Genomic DNA, 22,242 nt, shown 5'->3' on the forward strand with positions numbered 1-22,242 from the left:
GCCCGCCCTCGCCACCGGCTCGGACATCCGGGTGCGAAAGGAGAACGCCGCATCGGCGGATACCTAGAAAGGCATCAACCTCCGGGGGCATCATGAGGGTCTTTCTCGTCGTGGCCGGAAAGCCGCACCAGCGCGAGGCCGTACGGCAGGCCGTCCAGCGGGCCAAGGACGCGATCGGCGCGGCCTTCCCCGTCAGGCCGGAGCGCGTCCGCGCCGCCGAGTGGCAGGCTTCGCACGGCGGCGTCCACCTGCTGGCCTGGACCAACGAGCCGGACTGGGCGCCGATCGCGACCCCCGACGGCGTCACCGCGGTCGCGGGCCACCACCCGGGCGACCCGCGCACGCTGGACGGCCCCGCGGCCGGCGAGCCGGGCTGCTTCGCCCTCTTCCAGGCCGGCGAGCACGGGTTCAGCGCCTCGACGTCGCTCGCCCCCGCCGACCCGGTCTACTTCGCCCAGACGGGCGAACTCCACGTGGCAGGCAACCGGGCCCTGCTGGTACGGCTGGCCGCCTTCGGCGAGGTCCGCCACGACGTGCCGGCCCTGCAGTCGGTCGCCCGCCAGGGCTACTTCCTGTCAGAGGAGACGCCCTACACCGGCGTCCGGGCGCTGCCGCCCGCCTCCCTGCTGGTCGCGGGCGAGCGGCTGACCGTCACCACCGACCCGCTGCCCGAGGGCGAGAGCCGTACCGGGACGCAGCGGGTCGCCGCCGGGATGCTCGCGGCGGTGGAGCCGCTGCTGCAGACACCCGACCCGGTACGGCTGACGCTCACCGGCGGCAGGGACAGCCGCCTGGTCGCGGCCCTGCTGCACGCGGCGGGAATCCCGTTCCACGCGGTCACCTCCGGCTTCGACGACCACCCCGACGTGGTGGTGGCCCGCCAGGTGGCCGCGACGCTCGGCATCGAGCACGAGGTGCAGGCCCCGTCGCTGACGCCGCGCAGCGAGCTGCGGGTGGCCCATCCCGCCGACCGCGTCCAGAACGTGCTGCGGGTGTGCGAGGGCATGCTGTCGGCCTACGAGAACATCACCGGCGACGGCCCCTACAGCCGGCGCCCTTCGCTGGGCGGGCACAACGGGGAGATCCTGCGCGGCGGCTACCTGTCGGGCATGGAGGAGGCCACGCCGGAGGCGGTGCGGCGCAGGACCCAGTCGCTGTTCCTGGCCCACCGCGCCCTGTTCACCGACGCGGCCAACGCCCACGCCGAGGAGCTGGCCTGGCGCTCGGACACCCTGCACGTGCCCGACCATCTGTATCTGCGTTTCCGGGTGGGCCGCTGGCACGCGGCCTCCCGCGCGGCCATGCTGCGCAGGGGGACGCCCGTGCAGCCGTTCCTGGACAACCGGGTGGTCGCCGCCGCGCTCGCGCTCGATCCGGGGTTCCGGCGTTCGGAGCGCCTGGTCCACAAGCTGATCAAGATGTTCGCGCCGGCGCTGGCGGCGGTGCCGCTGGAGGGAGGGCAGTGGCGCTTCAGGTCCGAAGGGCGCCTCGCCCGGCTGTGGAGCAGGGCGCAGCGGCTGCCGTCCAGGCAGGCCAAGCCGTGGAACTGGCGTGCCGAACCGGGCGAGGAGATCGCCAGGGAACTGGAGCGGACGATCATGTCGTCGTCCGGTCTCGGCGAGATCGTGCGGCTGGAGAAGGTGCCCGCGCTGTTCGAGGGCGGCAGGCTCACCAAGGCGCCGCTCGTCTGGCACCTGTACACGGTGGCGAGCCTGCTGGCCACCGATCCCTCCCGGCCGCTGCCCCCCACCCGCGAGATGCTGCACGTGCGGGCCCAGCGGCCCCGGGCGGCGCTGTGAGGCCGGTACGCGCCGGTGCGCGGGTTTCCGCGGGCACCTGCGCCGTCCGGCACGGTGACGGTCAGGCCGCGCAGGTGCCCGGTCAGGCCGCGCAGGCGGCCGGTCAGGTCGTGAAGGCGGCCAGCAGGTCGTCCAGCCCGGCCTTCACCCGCTCGGCCGTCACCCCGCACGCCCGCAGCCGGTGGGCCAGCAGCGGCGCGGCCAGCGGCGCCAGCAGCGCGTCGGCCAGCACGTAGCCGTCGGCACCCGGCCTGGCCTGCGCGATGAGCATCGACAGGTGGGTGTGGTAGGCGGCGTACGCGCCGCCGAACCTGGCCAGCGGCGCCGCGGTCTCCGCCATCAGCAGCAGGTCCAGCTGCTCCACCGTCCTGTCGGTCAGGCCGTGCAGGAACGCGCGGATCCGCTCCGGCGGGGCGGCGCCGGGCCCGAGCGGCGGCGGCCCCTCGAGGAACGCCTCCTGGAACTCCCGCTCGCGCTCGTCGATCAGCGCGTACGCCAGCCCTGAGCGGTCACCGAAGCGCCGGTAGAGCGTGCCGACGCCCACCCCCGCCGCCGCGGCCACCTCCGCCATGGACAGCCCTTCGACGCCCTTCGCGGCCACGATGCCGGCGGCGGCGGTGAGGATCTTGACCCGGTTGCGAGCGGCGTCGACCCGCTCGCGCCGGTTGGCGACGGCGTTCACGATCACAGGCTACTGGACCCCTTGCAACCGGAACCCGTTCCGCTTACTCTCAAGCGGAACAGGTTCCGGATAAGGAGAACTCATGCCGCACAGAGTCGCGCTCGTCACCGGAGGAAGCCGGGGCATCGGCGCCGCCATCGCCGAGAGGCTGGCCGCCGACGGCGCCGACGTGGTCGTCACCTACGCCCGCTCGGCCGAGCGCGCCGCCGCCGTCGTCCGGCGCGTCGAGGCCACCGGGCGCCGCGGGCTGGCCCTGGAGGCGGCGGCCACCGACGCCGCCCAGCTGGTCGCCGCCGTCGACCGTACGGTCACCGCCTTCGGCCGCCTCGACGTCCTGGTCAACAACGCCGGCATCGCCCCGTTCGGCCCGCTGGAGCAGGTGACGCTCGAGGAGGTCGACACCACGATGGCCGTCCACGCGCGCGCCGCGTTCGTCCTGGCCCAGGCCGCCGCCAGGCACATGGGAAGCGGCGGGCGGATCATCAGCATCGGCAGCAGCCTGGCCGAGCGGGTGCCCTACCCCGGATGGACGCTCTACGCGATGAGCAAGTCCGCGCTGATCGGCCTGACCAAGGGGCTGGCCAGGGACCTGGGCCCGCGCGGGATCACCGTCAACCTCGTCCACCCGGGCTCGACCGACACCGAGATGAACCCGGCCGACAGCCCCGAGGCCGAGCAGGAGCGCGCGTACACCGCGCTGGGCCGCTACTGCGACCCCCGCGACATCGCCGCGACGGTCGCCCATCTGGCGGGCGAAGGCGGCAGGAACATCACCGGCGCCGCCGTCACCGTCGACGCGGGCACCACCGCCTGAACCGCCTGAGCGGTCCCGATCAGCCGGGCCGGCGCTCCAGCATCGCGTGGACGGCGTCGATGGTCGCGGTAGGCCTGGGCGAAGGCGGCCAGGGCCACCCGCTCCGCCGTCAGCCCCGCACGCCCCATCTGAACCCCTAAAAGGTTTTGCCTAATGATCCTAGGCAAATGTACCGTTCGACGCATGAAACAGCTCACCGAACAGGCCATTCGCGCGTCGTTCGTCAATTGTTCCAAAGGCGAGGCCAAGCGCCTGGCCGTTCCGCGTGATCTCACCGACCGGCCGTGGGAGGACCTGGACTTCCTCGGCTGGCGCGACCCCGGCGCGCCCGAGCGCAGCTACATCGTGGCCGAGCACGACGGCGGGCTCGTCGGCGTGGCGCTCAGGCTTCCCACCCAGCAGCGCGGGTTCCTGCAGCGCAGCATGTGCTCGTTGTGCCTGACGACGCACCCCGGCACCGGCGTCTCGCTGATGACGGCGCGCAGGGCCGGCGAGGCGGGACGGCAGAACAACTCCGTCGGCGTCCACATCTGCGCCGACCTGGCCTGTTCGCTGTACGTGCGCGGCCTGAAGAGCCCGGACCCGGGCGGCAGGATGGAGGAGTCGCTGTCGATGGAGGAGCAGATCGAGCGCACCCGCGGCAAGCTCGCGGACTTCGTCGCCAAGGTGCTCCTCTGACAGACTCGCCACGTGAGCGCACGCCGGGCCAGGGTCGCCGTCTGCTTCTCCTTCGCCCTGCTCGGCATCGTCTCAGGGGTGTGGGCCGCCCGCATCCCGACCGTCAAGCAGTCGCTGCATCTCAGTGACGGACAGCTCAGCCTGGCCCTGCTCGCCGTCGCCGTCGGCCTGGTCGTCGGGATGCAGTTCGCGGGACGGCTGACCGACCGCCTCGGCAGCGCCAGGGTCGTCGCCCCCGCGGGGGCGGCCTGCGCCCTGGCGATGATCCCCGCCGGCGTCGCCCCCGACCTCGCCGTCCTCGTCGGCACCCTGTTCCTGTGGGGCCTGCTCAACGCCTCGCTCGACGTGTCCATGAACACCCACGCGGTGGAGGTCGAGCGCGCCTACGGCCGGCCGCTGATGTCCTCCTTCCACGGCATGTACAGCGCGGGCGGGCTGCTCGGCGCCGCGGCCGGCGCGCTGTCGGCGTGGCTGGGGCTGTCCCCCGGCCTCACCTTCACCACGGTCACCGTCCCCCTGGCGGCTCTCGCGGTCCTGGTGAGGTCCTGGCTGCTGCCGTCCGCGCCCTGCCGCCACGAGCGGCGCAGAGTCGGGCGGGCCGGGTTCGGGTGGCACGGCCGGGTGGTGTTCATGGGCGCGATGGCCTTCGCCGGGCTGCTCGGCGAAGGATCGGCGGGCGACTGGAGCGCCGTCTACCTGCACGAGGAGCTCGGCGCGGCGACCGCTCTCGCGGCCATCGCGTTCGCGGCCTTCTCCACCGCCATGACGCTGGGCCGCTTCGCCGGCGACCGGCTCGCGCTGTGGTGCGGCCCCGTCGCGCTGGTGCGCTGGTCGGGCCTGCTGGCCGCGTCGGGGCTCGGCCTCGCGCTGCTGGTGGCCGAGCCGGTCGCGGCCATCGCCGGGTTCGGCCTGTTCGGCCTCGGGCTGGCCACCATGGTGCCGCAGGTGTTCTCCGCGGCCGGCAACCACGACCCCGCGCGGGCCGGTGCGGCGATCGCCCAGGTCGCGACGCTCGGCTACGCCGGCCTCATGCTCGGGCCGGTGATCATCGGCGGCGTCGCCGAGCTGGCCGGGCTGCCGCTCGCGCTGGCGATACCGGTCGCCTGCTGCCTGTTCATGTCGGCGTCGGCGGTGTCACTCCGGCCCCGGCCCTTTACAAAGTAGATTCGAGCCCGGGTGGCTACGCCCCTCCGCCGAGCAGGCCCCGCCCGCCGTGCTTCTTGTGGACGGCCTGCTTGGTCACGCCGACCGCCTCGGCGATCACCGACCAGGCCAGCCCCTTGTTGCGGGCCCTGCGCACCTGGACCGCCTCCATGCGCTCGATCTCGCGGCGCAGCGCCGCGGTGGCCCGCAGCGCCAGGAGCGGATCGTCGTCCTCCGTCTGCCGCACCAGGGTGGCCAGGTCGTCCGTCATACCGACCACGCTATCTGGCCTCGGCCACCAGCCGCACGCCCAGCGCGATCAGGACCACGCCGGAGGCCTGCTCCAGGCGGCGCCGTACGGCGGGCCGCCCCAGCACCGCCCTGGCCTTGGCCACCGCCCAGATGACGGCTCCGTACCAGAGGGTGTCGACCAGCACCCACACCACGGCGAGCGTGACCAGCGTCAGCGGCACGTCCTGCCCCTCCGGCACGAACTGCGGCAGGAACGACATCGCGAACACCGCCGCCTTCGGGTTGGCCAGGCACGTGCCGAACCCCGCCAGATAGGACCTGCGCCAACCGTCGACGGCCTTGTCCCCGGTGACCTCCCCGGCGAGGTCAGCGGGAAGGTCACCCGGGTGCTTGCGGCGCAGCGACTGCACGCCCATCCAGATCAGGACCGCCGCGCCGGCCAGGCGCATGACGTCGTAGGCCAGCTCGGAGGCCAGCACGAGCGCCGACAGGCCGAAGGCGGCGGCCAGCGCCCACAGCAGGATGCCCGTCTCGTTGCCGAGCGTGGCCGCCAGCCCCGAGCCCCTGCCCGACCTGATCGTCTGGCGCAGGATGACCGCGGTGCTCACCCCCGGCACCATCGCCACGAGGACGCACGCTCCGATGAAAGCGATCAGATACATGTCCCGATCCTGACGTCGCCGCTCCCGGGACGGCAACGCCTTTACCGGCCGAGCACCCCGGCGATCTCCTCCAGCACGGCCGAGTCCTCGATCGTCGAGGGCACCGGGTAGTCGTCGCCCGCGGCGATGGCCCGCATGGTGCCGCGCAGGATCTTGCCCGACCGCGTCTTGGGCAGCCGGGCCACGACCACCGCCCTGCGGAAGGCGGCCACCGGGCCGATCCGCTGTCTGATGAGGGCGACCAGCTCGGCCTCCACCTCGTGCTCGGGCCGGTTCGCCCCCGCCTTGAGCACCACCAGACCGAGCGGCAGCTGGCCCTTCAGCTCGTCGGCGACGCCGATCACCGCGCACTCGGCCACGTCGGGGTGCGCGGAGATGACCTCTTCCATCGCCCCCGTCGACAGCCGGTGGCCGGCCACGTTGATGACGTCGTCGGTGCGGCCCATGACGAACAGGTAGCCGTCGTCGTCGATGTAGCCGCCGTCGCCGGTCAGGTAGTAGCCGGGGAAGCGCGACAGGTAGGCGGCGTGGAAGCGCTCGTCGTCGCGGTAGAGGGTGGGCAGGCAGCCGGGCGGCAGCGGCAGCTTGATCACCACGGCGCCCTCGACGCCCGGTGGGCACTCGCGTCCGTCGGGGTCGAGGATGCGCACGTCGAAGCCGGGAACGGGCTTGGTGGGCGAGCCCGGCTTGATCCGCAGGGTCTCGATGCCGACGCAGTTGGCGGCCACCGGCCAGCCGGTCTCGGTCTGCCACCAGTGGTCGATCACCGGCACCTCCAGCAGGCCGGTGGCCCAGTGGTAGGTGTCGGGGTCCAGCCGCTCGCCGGCGAGGAACAGATGGCGCAGGTTGTGCTTGCGCAGGTAGGCCCCGTCCGGGTCCTCCTTCTTGATGGCGCGGATCGCGGTGGGCGCGGTGAACAGCGTGCGCACGTCGTGCTCGGCGACCACGCGCCAGAACGCCCCCGGGTCGGGGGTGCCGACCGGCTTGCCCTCGTACAGCACGCTGGTGCATCCGGCCAGCAGCGGCCCGTAGACGATGTAGGAGTGGCCGACCACCCAGCCGACGTCGGAGGCGGCCCAGAAGACCTCGCCGGGGGCCGCCCCGTAGATGTGGGACATGCTCCAGTGCAGCGCGACGGCGTGGCCGCCGTTGTCGCGCAGCACCCCCTTGGGCGCGCCGGTGGTGCCGGAGGTGTAGAGGACGTAGAGCGGGTCGGTCGCCGCGACGCTCACGCAACCGGCAGGCTCGCTGTCGAAACCGGCCCAGTCGTGCCAGCCTCGGCCCAGCTCGGCGGGATGCTCGGGCCGCTGCAGGACGACGACGGCGTCGGGCCGGTGGGCGGCCTGCTCCAGCGCCGCCTCCAGAAGCGGCGCGTACGGCACGACCCTGCTGACCTCGATCCCGCACGAGGCGCTGAGCACGACCTTGGGCCTGGCGTGGTCGATGCGCACGGCCAGCTCGGCCGCGGCGAACCCGCCGAACACCACCGAGTGGACGGCGCCGAGCCTGGCGCAGGCCAGCATCGCGACGGCCGCCTCCGGCACCATCGGCATGTAGACGACGACCGTGTCGCCCTTGCCCACCCCCAGCTCGCGCAGCATGCCCGCGGCCTTGGCCACCTCGTCGCGCAACCCGGCGTAGGTGTAGGTGCGCTTGACCCCGGTGACGGGACTGTCGTAGATGAGCGCGGCCTGCTCGCCCCGGCCGGCGGCCACGTGCCGGTCGAGGGCGTTGAAGCAGGTGTTGAGCCGCCCGTCGGGGAACCAGCGCCCGTCGGCGAAGACGGTGCGCGGTTCGACGTCCCAGGTGATCGCGCGGGCGGCGGCGCCCCAGTCGAGCTCGCTCACCCATCGATCAGATCAGGGCGGGGCGGGCAGGCGCAACCCTCCGGGGCCTGCCGGCGGGACGGGGCCGTATCCCGGGCGACACCAGCCGAGACCGGGCGATAGGGTGCACGATCAAGATTTTCCGTGCCCGGCGAGGAGGTGCCCTTTGGACGACGACACCGCTGCGGGCCGCGGGCCGGGGGAGCTGGGCGGGGACGACCTGATCCTGTCGGTGATCGTCGGTTCGCGGGCCTACGGGCTCCACACCCCGGCCTCCGACACCGACAGAAGGGGCGTTTTCGTGGCGCCCACCGAGACGTTCTGGCGGCTGGACAAGCCGCCCACCCACCGTGACGGGCCGCTGGCCGAGCAGTTCTCGTGGGAGGTGGAGCGGTTCTGCGCGCTGGCGCTGGAGGCCAACCCCACGGTGCTGGAGACGCTGTGGTCGCCGCTGGCCGAGGTGGTCACCCCGACGGGTCGGCGGCTGCTGGACCTGCGCGGGGCGTTCCTGTCGCGCCGGGCCCACGCCACGTTCGCGCGTTACGCCGATGCGCAGTTCCGCCGTCTCGACCCGGCCGCCCCCAGGTGGAAGCAGGCCATGCACATGATCAGGCTGCTGTTGAGCGGTATCCACCTGGTCGAGCACGGCGAGCCTCTGGTCGACATGAGCGCCCACCGCCGGCGGCTGCTCGACGTGCGTGAGGGCCGGCTGTCGTGGGAGCAGCTGTCGGAGTGGCGCGCCGCGCTGATGTCCACCTTCGAGCGGGCGGCGCCGCACAGCGTGCTGCCCGCCGCGGCCGACCGCGCGGCGGTCGAGGAGTTCCTGGTCGAGGTGCGCAGGGCCGGCCTGTGATGCTTCCTTCCTGGCTGGCCGAGGTGGCCGGCGAGCAGCCGTACCCGCTGGCGTTCGCGACGGTCAGCGGCGCCCACCTGTACGGGTTTCCCTCGGCCGACTCCGACGTCGACCTGCGCGGCGTGCACGTGCTGCCGGTCGAGCAGGTCGTCGGGCTGCGGGTCGGCCGGGAGACCATCGACAGGTCGTGGACCCGTTCGGGGGTCGAGGTCGACCTGGTCACGCACGACCTGGCGAAGTTCTGCGGGCTGCTGCTGCGGCGCAACGGGTACGTGCTGGAGCAGCTGCTGTCCCCGCTGGTGGTGCTCTCCTCGCCGGTGCACGAGGAGCTGGTCGCGCTCGCCCCGGCGTGCGTGACCCGCAACCACGCCCACCACTACCTGGGGTTCGCGCGCACCCAGTGGCGGCTGTTCGGCAGGACCGGCGAGCTCAAGCCGCTGCTGTACACCTTCAGGGTCCTGGCCACCGGCATCCACCTGATGCGGACCGGAACCCTGGAGACGGACCTGACCAGGCTGCTGGAGTACGGCCCCGCCTACCTGCCCGAGCTGGTGGCGGCCAAGCGGGAGGCCGAGCACGGGCCCGCGCCGGCGCTGACGTCGGCCGCCGACGACGTGGCGCGGATGACGGCGCGCCTGGAGCGCGAGTGTGAGGCCTCGCGCCTGCCCGAGGCGGCCACGGCGGGCCAGGCCCTGCACGACCTGGTGGTGCGGGCGCGTCTCGCCGGTCTGTCGCCGCGAGCCTGACGCTCCTGGCCGGTCCCTAGTTGACGCAGTCCTGGTCGGTGAGCGCCAGGCCCATCTCGTAGATCTTGTCGTCGGACAGCAGGAAGTAGTAGGAGGCCTTCGGGTTGCCGGGGACCTTGACGACGGGGAAGCCGCTGGCGGCCCGCTTCAGCTTGGGGTAGGCCGCCTTCAGCTGCTTGCCGGTCGAGCCGAGGCCGATGCCCTGGGGCGTCGTGACCCCTTCGGGCGCGAAGATCACGGCCACGCCCAGCTTCTTGGAGATGTAGAGCCCGACCCGGTCCTGGCCGGACGGGTGCGCCTTCAGGTCCCAGCCCGAGCAGCTGCCACCCCGCGTCTTGGGCACGATCGCCCCCGTGGCCCTGGCCTCCTTGGCGCTCATCCCCAGCCGGACGCCGCCGAAGCCGGACGGGCCCAGCTTCTCCCCCGCGCGCAGGGCCGGCTCGGCGGTGGCGGCGGGCGCCGCCGCCAGCAGCACCCCGCCGGCGAGCGCGGCGGCCAGCAGCGAGCGGCCCAGCCTCGTGGCAACCGTGTGCGTCATGGTGATCCTCCGTCGTCATGATTCCTTTTCCCGGTTTGATGACCACATCGCGCGCCTGGTTCACGCGGGCGCCGATGTGATCGGGTGAGTACGGGCTACTCATGCCATGCCGACGGGAGCCTGCGACAGTGTGCGGGTGACTGATCTCGATCACCGCGCCGCCCAGGCGCTCGCCGTGAGCCTCGCCAAGGTCTACGACGCCGTGTCCACCAGGATCGTCGAGGACAACGCCGCCTCCCCGCTGGTCGCCAGGGTGACCGGGCATCTGGGCTGCTCGCTGTCGGAGGCGGTCGTGGTGGAGGCGAAGTACCGCCTGTGGGAGCACGCCGGGCTGCAGGCCGGCACGGACCGCTATCTGGCCGCTCGTTCCCCCGGCGCCGAGTGGTTCGGCGTGATGGGCGGCGAACGCCGTTGGGAGAGCGTCATCAACATGCTGCTCTACGCCCTGCGCGACGGCAGCCGCCTGCTCGGCAGGCCCGACTACGGCAGCGCCCCGGTCGGGCCCGCCGAGAGCATGGAGGTGGTCCAGCTCGGCATGGTGGCCAGCCGGGCGCCGGACGGCACGCCCGTGGTGCTGGTGGTCACCAGCGTCGACGACTACCAGGGGCACTCGATGCTGACCGTTCTGTCCTCCTCCAGGACCGCCGCCTCGGCCACGCGCGACGAGATCGAACGGCTCAAGCGCCGGCACGACCCGTTCAGGGGCCAGGTGATGAGCTTCGGCTTCAGCGAGCACAAGGAGAACGAGCTGCTCACCTTCCTGCCCAGGCCGGAGCTGGCGGCCGAGGAGGTGGTGCTGCCGGAGGGGCGCCTCGCCGCGGTCGAGGACCACGTCGTCGGCATCGCGGCGGTGAAGGAGCAGCTGATCGAGGCCGGGCAGCACCTGCGCAGGGGCCTGCTCCTGTACGGCCCGCCCGGCACCGGCAAGACCCACACCGTGCGCTACCTGGTGGGCAGGCTGCGCGAGCACACCGCGATCCTGATGTCGGGCCCCGGGATGCGCCACCTCGATTACGCGGTCGCGCTGGCCCGCAAGCTGCAGCCGTCCATCGTGGTGATCGAGGACGTCGACCTGATCGCCGAGGACCGCAGCCACTTCGAGACCTCGCCGCTGCTGTTCTCGCTGCTGGATGCGATGGACGGCATCACCGGCGACGCCGACGTGTCGTTCGTGCTGACCACCAACAGGGTCGAGACGCTGGAGAAGGCGCTGGTGCAGCGGCCCGGCCGGGTGGATCTGGCGGTGGAGGTGCCACCGCCGTCCGGGGCCGACAGGGAGCGGCTGATCCGCCTGTACGCCAGGAACCGGCCGGTCGAGGCGGACGTCGCCAAGGTGGTCGCGGCGACCGAGGGCGTGACGGCGGCCTTCGTCAAGGAGTTGCTGCGCCGGGTGATCCTGCTGGCGATCAGGTCGGGCGAGCACGCGCTGACCGACGCGCACTTCGACGCCGCCTTCGCGGCGATGTCGGGCGACGAGCAGGCGCTGACCCGCTCCCTGCTCGGCGCGGGCGACGGGCGGCAGGCCAGGACCGCCTCGCGGTTCTGCTGACCGCCCAGGTCAGGACAGCCCCGACCACACCGTCAGCGGGAAGGGGTTGTCCGGCAGCAGGATGAGCCTGCGGCTGTCGCCGCGCTCGGCCGCGTCCAGGTGCAGCAGCGCCGCGCCGATGCCGGCGGCGCCCACCATGTAGCCGGTGTCGGCGGTGATCTCGGCGGGCCGCAACCTGCGGTAGGCCTGCCACCACCGGCCTTCGCGCGCCGCGCCGACCAGGTGCTCGCCCAGGGTCAGGGCGAAGGCCCGGTACGCCTGCTCGCCGGTGGCCGCCCACAGCCCGACGAACAGTTCCAGCAGCCCGGCCGCGCCGCAGCACTGGCACATGACCTCCCAGAACCCGGGAGTGCGCCGGTACGGCACGCCGCTGGTGAGGATGCCGTGAGCCAGGCGCTCCACCCAGTCGTCGTCGCCCAGTTCGTGGAACATCCTGGCCACGCCCGCCGAGCCGGAGCAGAAGCCGAGGTAGTGCAGGTGGCGGCCCTGCGGGAGGTGGTGGGGCACCAGCGCGCACGAGCCGTTGACCTCGCTGATCGCCTTGACGAAGCCGGCGCCTCTGGCGGCCGCGTCGTGGAAGCGCCGGTCGCCGGTCACCGCGTGGAGGCGGGCCAGGAGGAAGGCGGTGCCGGCCGTACCGGACAGGAAGCCGGGGGTGACGGCGTCGACGGGCAGGTCGGCGGGCGGCTCGGCGCCGAAGCGGTGGCCCGGCACGGGCAGGTCGGCGACGCGCAGGCCGGCCTCGACGGCGACGCGCTCGTAGGCGGGCTCGCCGAGCAGGGCGGAGGCGTGCAGCAGGGTGAGGATGATGCCGCCGTCGCCGCGCTGGCACGGATCGCCCGTCCAGGCGGGGCCGGCGGCGGCCAGCCGGTCGGCGGCGCGCGCGGCGGCGACGGTGAAGGCGTCGTCGATGGCCCAGCCCGCCTCGGCCAGCGCGAACACCACGCCGGCCAGGCCGTCGTGGAAGGTGGGGTCGCGCTGCTCGGGCCAGACGGCGGCCAGGTAGCGGGCGCCCTCGGCGGCGTCCTCCAGGTAGGAGTCGTCGCCGGTGGCGGCGGCCAGCTCGAGGAAGAACAGCACGATGCCCGCCGCGCCCGAGTAGAGCGAGGCGGGCCGGTGCGGGAGCGCGGCGCGTTCGCCTGCGTGCCAGTGGCGGCCCCGGGCGTCGTCGACGGCGCACGCGCGGATCCACTGCGCGGCCGCGACGGCGGCCTGCACAGGGGCCTCGATCGGGCTCATGGCCATCAGTCTCCCACCACACCCAATAACCCGCAAACCCAATAGGTTTAATGTGGTTTAGTACAGTGTGGGCGATGACGAACGATGACATGTGCACCGCCTGCCTGGGCTCTGCGCAGGAGGAGATCGCGCCCGGCGTGACCCGCGCGTGCCGGGCGTGCGCGGGGACCGGGCGCCGCCGCGAGCAGCTGATCTGGCAGCTGGCCCATCTCGAGGCCGAGCAGCTCATCACGCTGCCCGTCGTCCGCGACCTCGTACGGCAGGCGCGCGGCCCCTTCCACCTGTCGCAGGTCGCCGACACCGTCAGGGCGATGCTCGACCTGCCCGCCGGGCGCCTGCCCGTGGGTCCGCGGGTGCGCGACCTGCTCCTGGAGCTGGAGGCCGCGGGCGAGATCGTGATGGTGTCGGCCCCCGACGAGCTCCTCGACGGCACCGAGGTGGTGCTGCATCGGGACCCGGCCTGGGAAAGGGCCCGCACGCTGGGCGTCTAACGCCGTTCAAGCACGGCAGACGAGCTCGCCGTGCAGGATCGAGATCCAGCCGTCGGCCGAGTCCGCCCATGCGCGCCAGCCGTCCGAGATGCGCCGCAGGTCGGCCTCGGTGGCCGCGCCCGACGCCAGCGCCTGGCGCGCCATGTCGGAGCGCAGGATCCGCTCCGCCCACATCCCGCCCCACCAGTGCCGATCCTCGTCGGTGGAGAAGCACCAGGTGGAGGAGGTGGCGGTGATGTCGGTGAAACCGGCCGCGCGGGCCCACGACAGCAGCCGCCGCCCGGCGTCGGGTTCGCCGCCGTTGGCCCTGGCGACCCGCTGGTAGAGCTCCATCCAGGAATCCAGCTCCGGCAACCTCGGATACCAGGCGAAGGCGGCGTAGTCGCTGTCGCGGACCGCGACGCATCCACCCGGCCTGGTGACGCGCCGCATCTCGCGCAGGGCCTGGACCGGGTCGCCGACGTGCTGCAGCACCTGGTGGGCGTGGACGACGCAGAAGGTGTCGTCGGGATGGTCGAGCGCGTGCACGTCGGCGACGGCGAAGTCGACGTTGGTCAGGCCGCGCGCCGTCACCTCCGCCCTGGCCAGCTCCAGCGCCTCGGCGGTGACCTCCGAGACGGTCAGGTGGCCGACCAGGGCGGCCAGGTCCGCGCTGATGGTGCCGGGCCCGGCGCCGACGTCGAGGACCTTCATGTGCGGCTTCAGATGCGGCAGCAGGTAGGCGGCCGAGTTCTCTGCGGTGCGCCAGCGGTGGGAGCGCAGCACCGACTCATGGTGACCGTGGGTGTAGACGGCGTTCATGGTGTCGCACACTATCGGCATTCCCATATTCCGAGAACATATGTCTCAGATGACGAGACGGTCTCGGAAGAGGCCTCATGGACCAGGGAATAGCGCGGCACAATGCCACGTTGCGTCCTGTTGCCGTCGATCTCAGGAGTTGCGCCTTGTTACTGTCCGTGGTCGCCCAGCAGGAGCTCGCCACCCGCGCCGTCTACGCCGCGGGCCGCTCGGCGCCGCCGCCGCGCACCCTGCTCGACATCCTCGACACCACGACGGCGGCCCACCCCGACGCGCCCGCGCTCGACGACGGGGAGGTCTCGGTGACCTACCGCGAGCTCGGCGCGCGCGTGGCGCGGCTGGCCGGCGAGCTGGCCGAGGCGGGGGTACGGCGCGGCGACAGGGTGGGCGTGCGGGTGCCGTCGGGCACGATCGACCTCTACGTCACGATCCTGGCCGTCCTGACGGCGGGCGCGGCCTACGTGCCGGTGGACGCCGACGATCCCGACGAACGGGCCGAGCTGGTCTTCTCCGAGGCGGACGTGCGCGCGGTCGTCACCGACAAGATCACCGTGTTCGGCGAGCCCGCCTCAGGAGCGCGGGGCGGCCGGCCGGCGATCGACGACGACGCGTGGATCATCTTCACCTCGGGCTCGACAGGCAAACCCAAGGGCGTGGCGGTCACCCATCGCAACGCCGCCGCCTTCGTCGACGCCGAAGCCGGCCTGTTCCTCGCCGACCGCCCGCTCGGTCCGGGTGACCGCGTGCTGGCCGGTCTGTCGGTGGCCTTCGACGCCTCCTGCGAGGAGATGTGGCTGGCCTGGCGGCACGGCGCGTGCCTGGTCGCCGCGCCGAGATCGCTGGTGCGCACCGGCATGGACCTCGGCCCGTGGCTGGTCGCCCACGGCATCACCGTCGTCTCGACGGTGCCGACGCTGGCGGCCCTGTGGCCGGCCGAGACGCTCGACGAGGTCCGCCTGCTCATCTTCGGCGGCGAGGCCTGCCCTCCCGAACTGGCGGCACGGCTGGCCGTGCCCGGCAGGCAGGTCTGGAACACCTACGGCCCCACCGAGGCCACGGTCGTGGCGAGCGCCGCGCTGATGAGCGGCGAGGGCCCGGTCAGGATCGGGCTGCCGCTGGACGGCTGGGACCTGGCGGTCGTCGACGAGCGGGGCGAGCCCGTCCCGATGGGCGGCACCGGCGAACTGATCATCGGCGGGGTCGGCCTGGCCCGCTACCTGGACCCCGTCAAGGACGCCGAGAAGTACGCGCCGCTGCCCAGCCTGGGCTGGGAGCGCGCCTACCGCAGCGGCGACCTCGTGCGTGCCGAACCCGAGGGGCTGGTCTTCGCTGGTCGCGCCGACGAGCAGGTCAAGCTGGGCGGGCGGCGCATCGAACTCGGCGAGGTGGACGCGGCCCTTCAGGCGTTGCCGGGCGTGGCGGGCGCGGCCGCGGCCGTGCGCGGCCAGCTCCTGGTCGGCTACCTCGTCGTGGCGGACAGCTTCGACCCGGCCGAGGCCAGGGACCTGCTGCAAGACCGGCTGCCCGCAGCGCTCGTACCCAGGCTGGCGATCGTCGACGACCTGCCGACCCGGACCTCCGGCAAGATCGACCGTGACGCGCTGCCGTGGCCGCTGCCCCGGCAGCAGGCGCAGCGCGGCTGGGCGGCCGAGCAGTGGGCGGCCGTGCTGGGCGTGGCGCCCGAGGGTCCCGAGAGCGACTTCTTCACCGAGGGCGGCGGCAGCCTGGCCGCGGCCCGGCTGGTGTCGGCGCTGCGCGTCCGCCATCCCGCGGTGACCGTCGCCGACCTCTACGAGCACTCGACGTTCGGCGCGCTCGTGGCGTTGCTGGGCGACGAGGAGCCGCAGCAGGCCCAGGGCCCGGCGCGCGAGATCGCACCGATGCCGGTGCGCGCCTCGCTGGCGCAGGCGGCGCTCATGGTGCCGCTGATGACCGTGACGGGCTTGCGCTTCCTGGTCGTGGTGGCGGCGCTGGCCAACCTGCTGTGGACGCCGGTGCTGTCGTGGTGGTGGGTCGCGGCGGGCGCGCTGGTGCTGCTGTCGCCGCCGGGCCGGCTCGTGCTGTCGGCTGCCGTCGCCCGGCTGGTGCTGCGCGGCCTCACGCCGGGGCGCTATCCGCGTGGCGGGGCCGTCCACGTCAGGTTGTGGTTCGCCGAGCAGTTCGCGGCCAGGCTGGGGCTGCCCGACCTGGGCAGCGCGCCGCTGATGTCGTGGTACGCCAGGCTGCTGGGCGCGCAGGTCGGCGCGGACGCCGACCTGCACTCGGCGCCGCCGGTCACCGGCATGCTCAGGATCGGCAGGGGCGCCTCCGTCGAGCCCGAGGTCGACCTGAGCGGGGTGTGGTACGACGGCGACCAGGTGCGCGTGGGCGAGATCAGGATCGGCGCCGGCGCGTCGGTGGGCTCCCGCTCGACGCTGCTGCCCGGCACCAAGATCGGCAAGCACGCGCAGGTCGCGCCCGGCTCGGCCGTCAGCGGCGCGGTCCCCGCAGGCACGCAGTGGGCGGGCGTGCCCGCCACCAGGCAGGGCAAGGCCCGCAAGGTCGAGGAGCGGCCGCCCAGGTCGCGATTCTGGGTGGGCGTGTACGCGCTGACAGCCGTGGCGCTGAGCCTGCTGCCCGCACTCGGGGTCGGCGCCGGGCTGGCGGTGCTGACGGCCGCCGGCACGATGGGGGCGCTACCCGTGGCGACGGTCGCGGGGATGGCGGCTTACGCGCTGGTGACGCTGGTGGGCGTGCGGCTGCTGGCGATCTGCCTGCACCCGGGCCGGTACCCCGTGCACAGCCGTCCCGCCTGGCAGGCGTGGGCGACCGGCAGGCTGATGGCCGCCGCCAGGGTGTGGCTGTTCCCGCTGTACGCCAGCATCCTGACCCCGGGATGGCTGCGCGCCCTCGGCATGAGGGTGGGCCGTGACGCCGAGCTGTCCACGGTGCTCGCGCTGCCGTCCATGACCTCGGTCGGCGACGGCGCGTTCCTGGCCGACGACACCATGGTCGCCCCCTACGAGCTGGACGGCGGGTGGATGCGCATCGCCGAGGCCCGCATCGGCAAGCGCGCCTTCCTCGGCAACTCCGGAATGACCGCGGCGGGCCGCAAGGTGCCCAAGGACGGCCTGGTCGGCGTGCTGTCGGCGACGCCGAAGAAGGCCAAGTCGGGCTCGTCCTACCTGGGCATGCCGCCGGTGAAGCTGCGCCGTACCAGCCAGGAGGGCGACCGCAGCCGCACCTACGACCCGCCTGGGCGGCTGAAGGCCGCCCGCGCGCTGGTCGAGCTGTGCCGCCTGCTGCCCGCCACCTGCACGACCGCGCTGGCCGCGCTGAGCGCGGGCGCGCTGCTGTGGATCGCCTCGCGGTACGGCATGGCCGCCGCGGCCCTGCTGAGCGGCGTGGTGCTCCTGGTGGCGGGCGTCGTGGCCGCCTCGGTGGCGAGCCTGGCCAAGTGGGCGCTGCTGGGCCGGATCACCGCCGGCGACCGGCCGCTGTGGAGCTCGTTCGTGTGGCGCAACGAGCTGGCGGACAACTTCGTCGAGGTGCTGGCCGCGCCGTGGTTCGCCGACCCGTGGCTGGGCACCGCGCCGTTGAACGTGTGGTTGCGCTCGCTCGGGGCGCGCATCGGCCGCGGCGTCTCCTGCCACACCTACTGGCTGCCCGAAGCCGACCTGGTGAGCCTCGGCGACGGCGCGTGCGTCAACCGCGGCTGCGTGCTGCAGACGCACCTGTTCCACGATCGCGTCATGAGCATCGACACCGTCGAGCTGGGCGCGGGCGCTACACTCGGCCCTCACGGGGTCGTGCTGCCCGCCGCCACGATCGGCGCGCACGCCACGGTCGGCCCCGCCTCACTGGTGATGCGGGGAGAGAACGTGCCCGAGGGGACGCGCTGGTTCGGCAACCCCATCTCGCCATGGCGGTGACCCCCTACTTCCCCGGGCACGGCGATCCGCGCTTCGGCGTCACGCACTACGACCTCGACCTGCGCTACCGCGTCTCGACGAACTGGCTGGCCGGCCTGGCCACGCTGTCGGTCGAGGCCGCGGAGCCGGTCACCGAACTGGCGCTCGATCTGGGCCCGTTCACGGTGAACGCGGTCAAGGTCGACGGCGTCCGCGTCCGCCACACCCACCGGGCGGGCAAGCTGAGAGTGCCGCTCGGCCGGGTACGCCAGGGCGGGACGGCGTTCGGCGTCGAGGTCTCCTACGCGGGCAAGCCACGGCCGGTCTCCAGCCCGTTCGGCGGCGTGGGCTGGGAGGAGCTGACCGACGGCGCGCTGGTGGCCAGCCAGCCGATCGGCGCGCCGTCGTGGTTCCCGTGCAACGACAGGCCCGGCGACAAGGCCACCTACACCATGACGGTGACGACGGCCTCGCCGTACCAGGTGCTGACCAACGGCGCGCTGGTGCTCAAGCGGCGCTCGGGCGGCGACACGACCTGGGTCTTCTCCCGCACCGACCCGATGGCCACGTATCTGGCCAGCGTGCAGATCGGCCGCTACCAGCTCGGTGACGGGCTGGCCTGCCCCGCCAGGCTCGCCGCCCCCGCCAGGAACGACTTCGGCCGTCAGGGCGAGATGCTGGCACTGTTCAGCGACAGGTTCGGCCCCTACCCCTTCGACGGCTACACCGCGGTCGTCGCCGACGACGACCTGGAGATCCCGATCGAGGCGCAGGGCTTGTCGATCTTCGGCCGTAACCACGTCGACGGCAGGCGCGGCTTCGAGCGGCTGGTGGCGCACGAGCTGGCTCACCAGTGGTTCGGCAACAGCCTGACGATCGGGAGCTGGAGCGACATCTGGCTGCACGAGGGCTTCGCCGCCTACGCCGAGTGGCTGTGGTCGGAGGCTTCGGGCGGCGAGCCCGCCTCCGCGCACGCCAGGCGCTGGCACCAGCGCCTGGCCGTCATGCCGCAGGACTTCACGCTCGCCGATCCCGGCCCGCGCCGCCTGTTCGACGACCGTGTCTACAAGCGGGGGGCGCTCACGGTGCACCGGCTGCGCGAGGAGATGGGCGATCCGGCGTTCTTCGGGATGGTGCGCGCGTGGACCTCCGAGCACCGTCACGGCACCGTCACGACCGAGGCGTTCGTGGCCCACGCGCAGCGCCACACCTCCCGCCCGCTCGATCCGGTGTTCTCCGGCTGGCTGTACGGCAGGACGCTCCCCCGTTTCCGCTGAGCCGGCCAGGGCAGGCGGCACTCCATGATGAGCCAACTGGTCAGAGGTGCGTTCGCCGGGACGACCGCCACGACGGCGATGAGCGCGGTCATGCTCGCCGGCGACAAGGTGGGGCTGATGCGCGAGCACCCACCCAAGCACATCACTCGCGCGCTGCTGCCCGGCCATCCGCACCGGCCCAAGCCGGGCGAGAAGCCGATGGCGGTGCTGGCCCACTACGCCTTCGGCGCCGGCGCGGGCGCGCTGCTGGCGCTCGTGACCCGCGGCAGGGGGGCGCCGCTGCCGGTCGGCGTGGCCTACGGGCTGGCGATCTGGCTGGCCAGCTACGAGGGCTGGGTGCCGTCGCTGACCCGGCTGCCGCCCGCCCATCGCGACCAGCCCGGCCGGCAGCTGGTGATGGCGCTCGGTCATGTCGTGTTCGGCTCGGTGCTGGCCGCGTCCCTGCGCCGCCGGAACCGCCGGGCGCAGGAACAGGAGACGCCGCCGGCGCCGTGAGACCCTGAGCGGGCACCGTGAGGCCCCGGCCATGGCTCCGGGGCCCACGGGCGTCCGGGGGGCTCCTGGGGGTCTACTCGGGGGTCTACTCGGGGGTCACGGCTTGGCGCCGACCCCGGTCGTGAACTCCGTGCGCAGGTGGCCGGGCGCCAAGGGCGGGGTGTCCATGCCCTCGCCGTCCGCCAGGCCGTCGAGCATCTCGCGCATCGCCTGCGCGGCGCCGTACGCCGGCTGCCAGCCCAGCTCGGTGCGCGCCCGGGTGGTGTCCATGATGGGCAGGTTGAGCGCCATCTCCAGCAGGCCGGGGCTGGCGGGGATGAGACGGGCGTGCCAGCCGGCCGCCACCGCGGTCCTGGCCAGCCACGGCGACATCGGCACCAGGCGGGCGCCGAACAGCCCGGCCAGCTCGGGAGGGCCGAGGACGGGTTCGGCGGCGAGGTTGAACGCCCCGGAGACGTCGGAGACGATGGCCAGCCGGTAGGCCTGGGCGGCGTCGGCCGCGTGCAGCGCCTGCACCCGCAGGCCCGGGATGTCGGGGATGAGAGGCGCGCGGCGCATCATCCGGCCGGGCACGAACGGCCCGCCGAACAGCCGCCGCTGCTCGCTGGCCGCCTCCTTCTTGAAGATGAACGCCGGACGCATCCTGACGACCCTGATGTCCGGGTGGTCGCGCTCGAACACGTCGAGGACGCGCTCGACGTAGGCCTTCTCCCTGCCGTAGGCGGCGCGGGGCCAGCCGTGGGTGGGCCACGACTCGTCCACGGCGTCCTCCTTGGGGCCGGGCGAGTAGGCGCCGACGGAGGAGGCGTGGACCAGGGTGGGCACCCTGGCCTGGGCGACGGAGCGGAAGACCGACATGCTGCCCAGGACGTTGGCCCGCCAGGTGGTGAGCGGGTCACGGGTCGGCTGGAACAGCCACGCCAGGTGCACGACCGCGTCCGCGCCCTCGAACACCGCGGTCAGGTCCTCCTCGGCCACGTCGGCGGCACGCCAGAAGGTCTTGGGCCCCGGGCTCCAGCGGGGGCGGCGGCGGGCGACGCCGACGATGGAGGTGACGAGGGGTTCGGCCTCGAGTGCCTGCAGGACGCTGGTGCCGACGTTGCCCGTCGCGCCGACCACGATGACTCTCATGAACCGCGACTGCCCCGGCGCCAAGGGATCAAACCGGCGCTAGATTGGCTGGATGGTCACCGTCGACGACGTGCGCGCCCTGGCTTCGCGACTGCCCCGCTCCTCCGAGCACCTGATCCACGACCGGGTGAAGTTCCGCGTGGGCTCCACCGTCTACGTCGCCTTCTCCCGCGACGAGACGATCATGGGGTTCGGTTTCCCCAAGGAGGAGCGCGAGGCGCTGGTGGCCGCCGAGCCGGGCACATTCCTCCTGCCGCGCGAGAGCGACCTGCGCTTCCACTGGGTGGAGGCGCGGATGGCCGCCCTCGACGTGCCCGAGATGCGCGAGCTGGTGACCGAGGCGTGGCGGATGTGCGTGCCGAAGAAGGTCTACGCCGCCTACCTGGAGACGCTGCGGTAGAGGTCACGCGCCAGGGTCGTGGTGCGCTTGACCGAGTCGTTCCACCCGCCGCCCGCCGGGTGCGCGGTGAGCAGCACGAAGATCAGCCGGTCGCCCGCGCCGACCAGGCCCGTGGTGTGCAGGACGGGCCTGCCGAGGTCGGGCACCAGCGGCCGGAGCACCTGCGTCCGCGGGGTGACCAGCGCGCCGCCCGCCCCCGTGGGCGAGCACCTGACCGGCGGCACGGTGCCGAAGCCCGACCAGCCCTGCTTGACCGCCCACGGCTTCGGCAGGCCGCGCGGGATGCCGAAGTACTGGTCGAAGCCGTCGGTGCCGCAGGGGGTGGCCTGGCGCAGGTGTCCGACGACGAGGTCGCGGACCTTGGCGTCGGCCCGGTCCACGAGGTAGCGGTAGGTCCTGGCGACGTCGTAGGCGCTGAGCGAGGTGTAGCCCCAGAAGCCCGGTTTGTGGGCGGGCGGCGGGCTGGTGTCGGCCAGGCCCAGCTTCCTGGACATCCGCGTGATGATCTGCCCCTTGCCGCCCCTGTCCCACAGGGCCGAGGCCGCGTCGTCGTCGCTGGAGCGCAGCATGATCTTGAGCGAGGCCAGGTCGCGGCCCGCCGGCCGGGCCGTCCGCTCCAGGAAGTCGATCGCGATCAGGATCTTGACCACGGAGGCCGACCTGAAGGCCCGGTGCGCCAGGCGGTGGGCGACGATCTTCCCCGCCACCCGGTCGAAGACCACGTACGCGGCCGTCGTGCCCGGCGGGATCCTCGGCTGGACCTCGGCCGTCGTGGGGGGCGCGGGGGTCGCGGCGAGCAGGGGTACGGCGGCCGCCACGGCCACCCAGGGCTTGGTTCGCACCCGCCCATGTCTACCAGATCTTGACCGACCGCCTCCCCAGGCGGCTGGGGCCCGAGTACGCCGGCCCGGCCGGGCCGGTCGGTAGGACTTTGCCACCCCCTGGGCTTGCACGGGGAAATGTCAGGCAATCGGCT

At 73.3% G+C, this 22,242-nt stretch carries 21 protein-coding genes; 12 read left to right on the forward strand and 9 right to left on the reverse strand.

Annotated elements, in window-relative coordinates; translation table 11 throughout:
• Positions 1 to 92 precede the first annotated feature (92 nt).
• Positions 93 to 1,799, forward strand: a complete 1,707-nt coding sequence (locus tag ABZX22_RS40935) for an asparagine synthase-related protein (RefSeq protein WP_354921227.1) — start codon at positions 93 to 95, stop codon at positions 1,797 to 1,799.
• A 103-nt stretch (positions 1,800 to 1,902) separates the two neighbouring features.
• Here ABZX22_RS40935 and ABZX22_RS40940 read toward each other — a convergent pair whose 3' ends face one another.
• Complete coding sequence (locus ABZX22_RS40940; protein ID WP_354921230.1) at positions 1,903 to 2,481, reverse strand: TetR family transcriptional regulator; 579 nt, start codon at positions 2,479 to 2,481, stop codon at positions 1,903 to 1,905.
• 82 nt (positions 2,482 to 2,563) lie between these two features.
• On the opposite strand from ABZX22_RS40940, the gene ABZX22_RS40945 reads away from it, so the two are divergent.
• From ABZX22_RS40945 to ABZX22_RS40955, 3 genes are all read left to right on the forward strand, one after another.
• Entirely contained in the window at positions 2,564 to 3,295 is a 732-nt protein-coding gene (locus ABZX22_RS40945) for an SDR family oxidoreductase (RefSeq protein WP_354921233.1), read from the forward strand.
• Positions 3,296 to 3,478: 183 nt separating this feature from the next.
• Positions 3,479 to 3,973: an FBP domain-containing protein gene (locus ABZX22_RS40950; RefSeq protein ID WP_354921236.1), complete on the forward strand. Its 495-nt coding sequence runs from the start codon at positions 3,479 to 3,481 to the stop codon at positions 3,971 to 3,973.
• Between the two features lie 12 nt (positions 3,974 to 3,985).
• Positions 3,986 to 5,137 (forward strand): MFS transporter, encoded by a 1,152-nt coding sequence (locus tag ABZX22_RS40955; RefSeq protein WP_354921239.1) that lies wholly within the window; start codon positions 3,986 to 3,988, stop codon positions 5,135 to 5,137.
• Between the two features lie 16 nt (positions 5,138 to 5,153).
• On the opposite strand, the gene ABZX22_RS40960 is transcribed toward ABZX22_RS40955, so the two are convergent.
• The 3 genes from ABZX22_RS40960 to ABZX22_RS40970 are packed head-to-tail and all read right to left on the reverse strand — an operon-like array spanning position 5,154 to position 7,877.
• Positions 5,154 to 5,387 carry a hypothetical protein gene (locus ABZX22_RS40960; protein WP_354921242.1) on the reverse strand — a complete coding sequence of 78 codons (234 nt, stop codon included), beginning with the start codon at positions 5,385 to 5,387 and terminating at the stop codon, positions 5,154 to 5,156.
• Positions 5,388 to 5,397: 10 nt separating this feature from the next.
• The gene (locus ABZX22_RS40965; RefSeq protein WP_354921245.1) at positions 5,398 to 6,030 is read right to left on the reverse strand and encodes a LysE family translocator; all 633 of its coding nucleotides are present in this window, start codon (positions 6,028 to 6,030) and stop codon (positions 5,398 to 5,400) included.
• A 41-nt stretch (positions 6,031 to 6,071) separates the two neighbouring features.
• Positions 6,072 to 7,877 (reverse strand): AMP-binding protein, encoded by a 1,806-nt coding sequence (locus tag ABZX22_RS40970; RefSeq protein ID WP_354921248.1) that lies wholly within the window; start codon positions 7,875 to 7,877, stop codon positions 6,072 to 6,074.
• 145 nt (positions 7,878 to 8,022) lie between these two features.
• Here ABZX22_RS40970 and ABZX22_RS40975 point away from each other — a divergent pair, with 145 nt between their 5' ends.
• The gene (locus ABZX22_RS40975; protein WP_354921250.1) at positions 8,023 to 8,709 is read left to right on the forward strand and encodes a nucleotidyltransferase domain-containing protein; all 687 of its coding nucleotides are present in this window, start codon (positions 8,023 to 8,025) and stop codon (positions 8,707 to 8,709) included.
• Complete coding sequence (locus ABZX22_RS40980) at positions 8,709 to 9,455, forward strand: nucleotidyltransferase domain-containing protein (protein WP_354921358.1); 747 nt, start codon at positions 8,709 to 8,711, stop codon at positions 9,453 to 9,455. The genes ABZX22_RS40975 and ABZX22_RS40980 overlap by 1 nt, the downstream gene beginning before the upstream one ends.
• 16 nt (positions 9,456 to 9,471) lie before the next feature.
• Here the strand turns inward: ABZX22_RS40980 and ABZX22_RS40985 are convergent, their stop codons facing one another.
• A complete protein-coding gene (locus ABZX22_RS40985) occupies positions 9,472 to 9,993 on the reverse strand; it encodes a hypothetical protein (RefSeq protein ID WP_354921253.1) in 522 nt (173 codons plus the stop codon).
• Between the two features lie 136 nt (positions 9,994 to 10,129).
• Between ABZX22_RS40985 and ABZX22_RS40990 the strand changes: the two genes are divergently transcribed.
• Positions 10,130 to 11,542: an ATP-binding protein gene (locus ABZX22_RS40990; RefSeq protein ID WP_354921256.1), complete on the forward strand. Its 1,413-nt coding sequence runs from the start codon at positions 10,130 to 10,132 to the stop codon at positions 11,540 to 11,542.
• A gap of 9 nt (positions 11,543 to 11,551) precedes the next feature.
• On the opposite strand, the gene ABZX22_RS40995 is transcribed toward ABZX22_RS40990, so the two are convergent.
• Positions 11,552 to 12,781 (reverse strand): lanthionine synthetase LanC family protein, encoded by a 1,230-nt coding sequence (locus ABZX22_RS40995; protein WP_354921259.1) that lies wholly within the window; start codon positions 12,779 to 12,781, stop codon positions 11,552 to 11,554.
• Between the two features lie 74 nt (positions 12,782 to 12,855).
• On the opposite strand from ABZX22_RS40995, the gene ABZX22_RS41000 reads away from it, so the two are divergent.
• A complete protein-coding gene (locus ABZX22_RS41000) occupies positions 12,856 to 13,272 on the forward strand; it encodes a hypothetical protein (protein ID WP_354921262.1) in 417 nt (138 codons plus the stop codon).
• A gap of 6 nt (positions 13,273 to 13,278) precedes the next feature.
• Here the strand turns inward: ABZX22_RS41000 and ABZX22_RS41005 are convergent, their stop codons facing one another.
• Positions 13,279 to 14,100: a methyltransferase domain-containing protein gene (locus tag ABZX22_RS41005; protein ID WP_354921265.1), complete on the reverse strand. Its 822-nt coding sequence runs from the start codon at positions 14,098 to 14,100 to the stop codon at positions 13,279 to 13,281.
• A 119-nt stretch (positions 14,101 to 14,219) separates the two neighbouring features.
• On the opposite strand from ABZX22_RS41005, the gene ABZX22_RS41010 reads away from it, so the two are divergent.
• Genes ABZX22_RS41010 through ABZX22_RS41020 form a run of 3 tightly spaced genes read left to right on the forward strand, consistent with a single transcriptional unit; the run spans position 14,220 to position 19,735 of the window.
• Positions 14,220 to 17,984, forward strand: coding sequence for a Pls/PosA family non-ribosomal peptide synthetase (locus ABZX22_RS41010; protein ID WP_354921268.1), 3,765 nt, complete (start codon positions 14,220 to 14,222; stop codon positions 17,982 to 17,984).
• Positions 17,975 to 19,240, forward strand: a complete 1,266-nt coding sequence (locus tag ABZX22_RS41015) for a M1 family metallopeptidase (protein ID WP_354921270.1) — start codon at positions 17,975 to 17,977, stop codon at positions 19,238 to 19,240. Before ABZX22_RS41010 ends, ABZX22_RS41015 begins: the two co-directional genes overlap by 10 nt.
• Before the next feature lie 24 nt (positions 19,241 to 19,264).
• Positions 19,265 to 19,735 (forward strand): DUF6789 family protein, encoded by a 471-nt coding sequence (locus tag ABZX22_RS41020; protein ID WP_354921273.1) that lies wholly within the window; start codon positions 19,265 to 19,267, stop codon positions 19,733 to 19,735.
• A 96-nt stretch (positions 19,736 to 19,831) separates the two neighbouring features.
• On the opposite strand, the gene ABZX22_RS41025 is transcribed toward ABZX22_RS41020, so the two are convergent.
• The gene (locus tag ABZX22_RS41025; RefSeq protein ID WP_354921275.1) at positions 19,832 to 20,866 is read right to left on the reverse strand and encodes an NAD-dependent epimerase/dehydratase family protein; all 1,035 of its coding nucleotides are present in this window, start codon (positions 20,864 to 20,866) and stop codon (positions 19,832 to 19,834) included.
• Positions 20,867 to 20,918: 52 nt separating this feature from the next.
• Between ABZX22_RS41025 and ABZX22_RS41030 the strand changes: the two genes are divergently transcribed.
• Complete coding sequence (locus ABZX22_RS41030) at positions 20,919 to 21,266, forward strand: MmcQ/YjbR family DNA-binding protein (RefSeq protein ID WP_354921278.1); 348 nt, start codon at positions 20,919 to 20,921, stop codon at positions 21,264 to 21,266.
• Here the strand turns inward: ABZX22_RS41030 and ABZX22_RS41035 are convergent.
• Complete coding sequence (locus ABZX22_RS41035) at positions 21,245 to 22,108, reverse strand: hypothetical protein (protein WP_354921281.1); 864 nt, start codon at positions 22,106 to 22,108, stop codon at positions 21,245 to 21,247. The genes ABZX22_RS41030 and ABZX22_RS41035 overlap by 22 nt on opposite strands.
• Positions 22,109 to 22,242: the final 134 nt, after the last annotated feature.

The organism is Nonomuraea sp. NPDC003804 (assembly GCF_040610675.1).
Lineage (GTDB): Bacteria > Actinomycetota > Actinomycetes > Streptosporangiales > Streptosporangiaceae > Nonomuraea.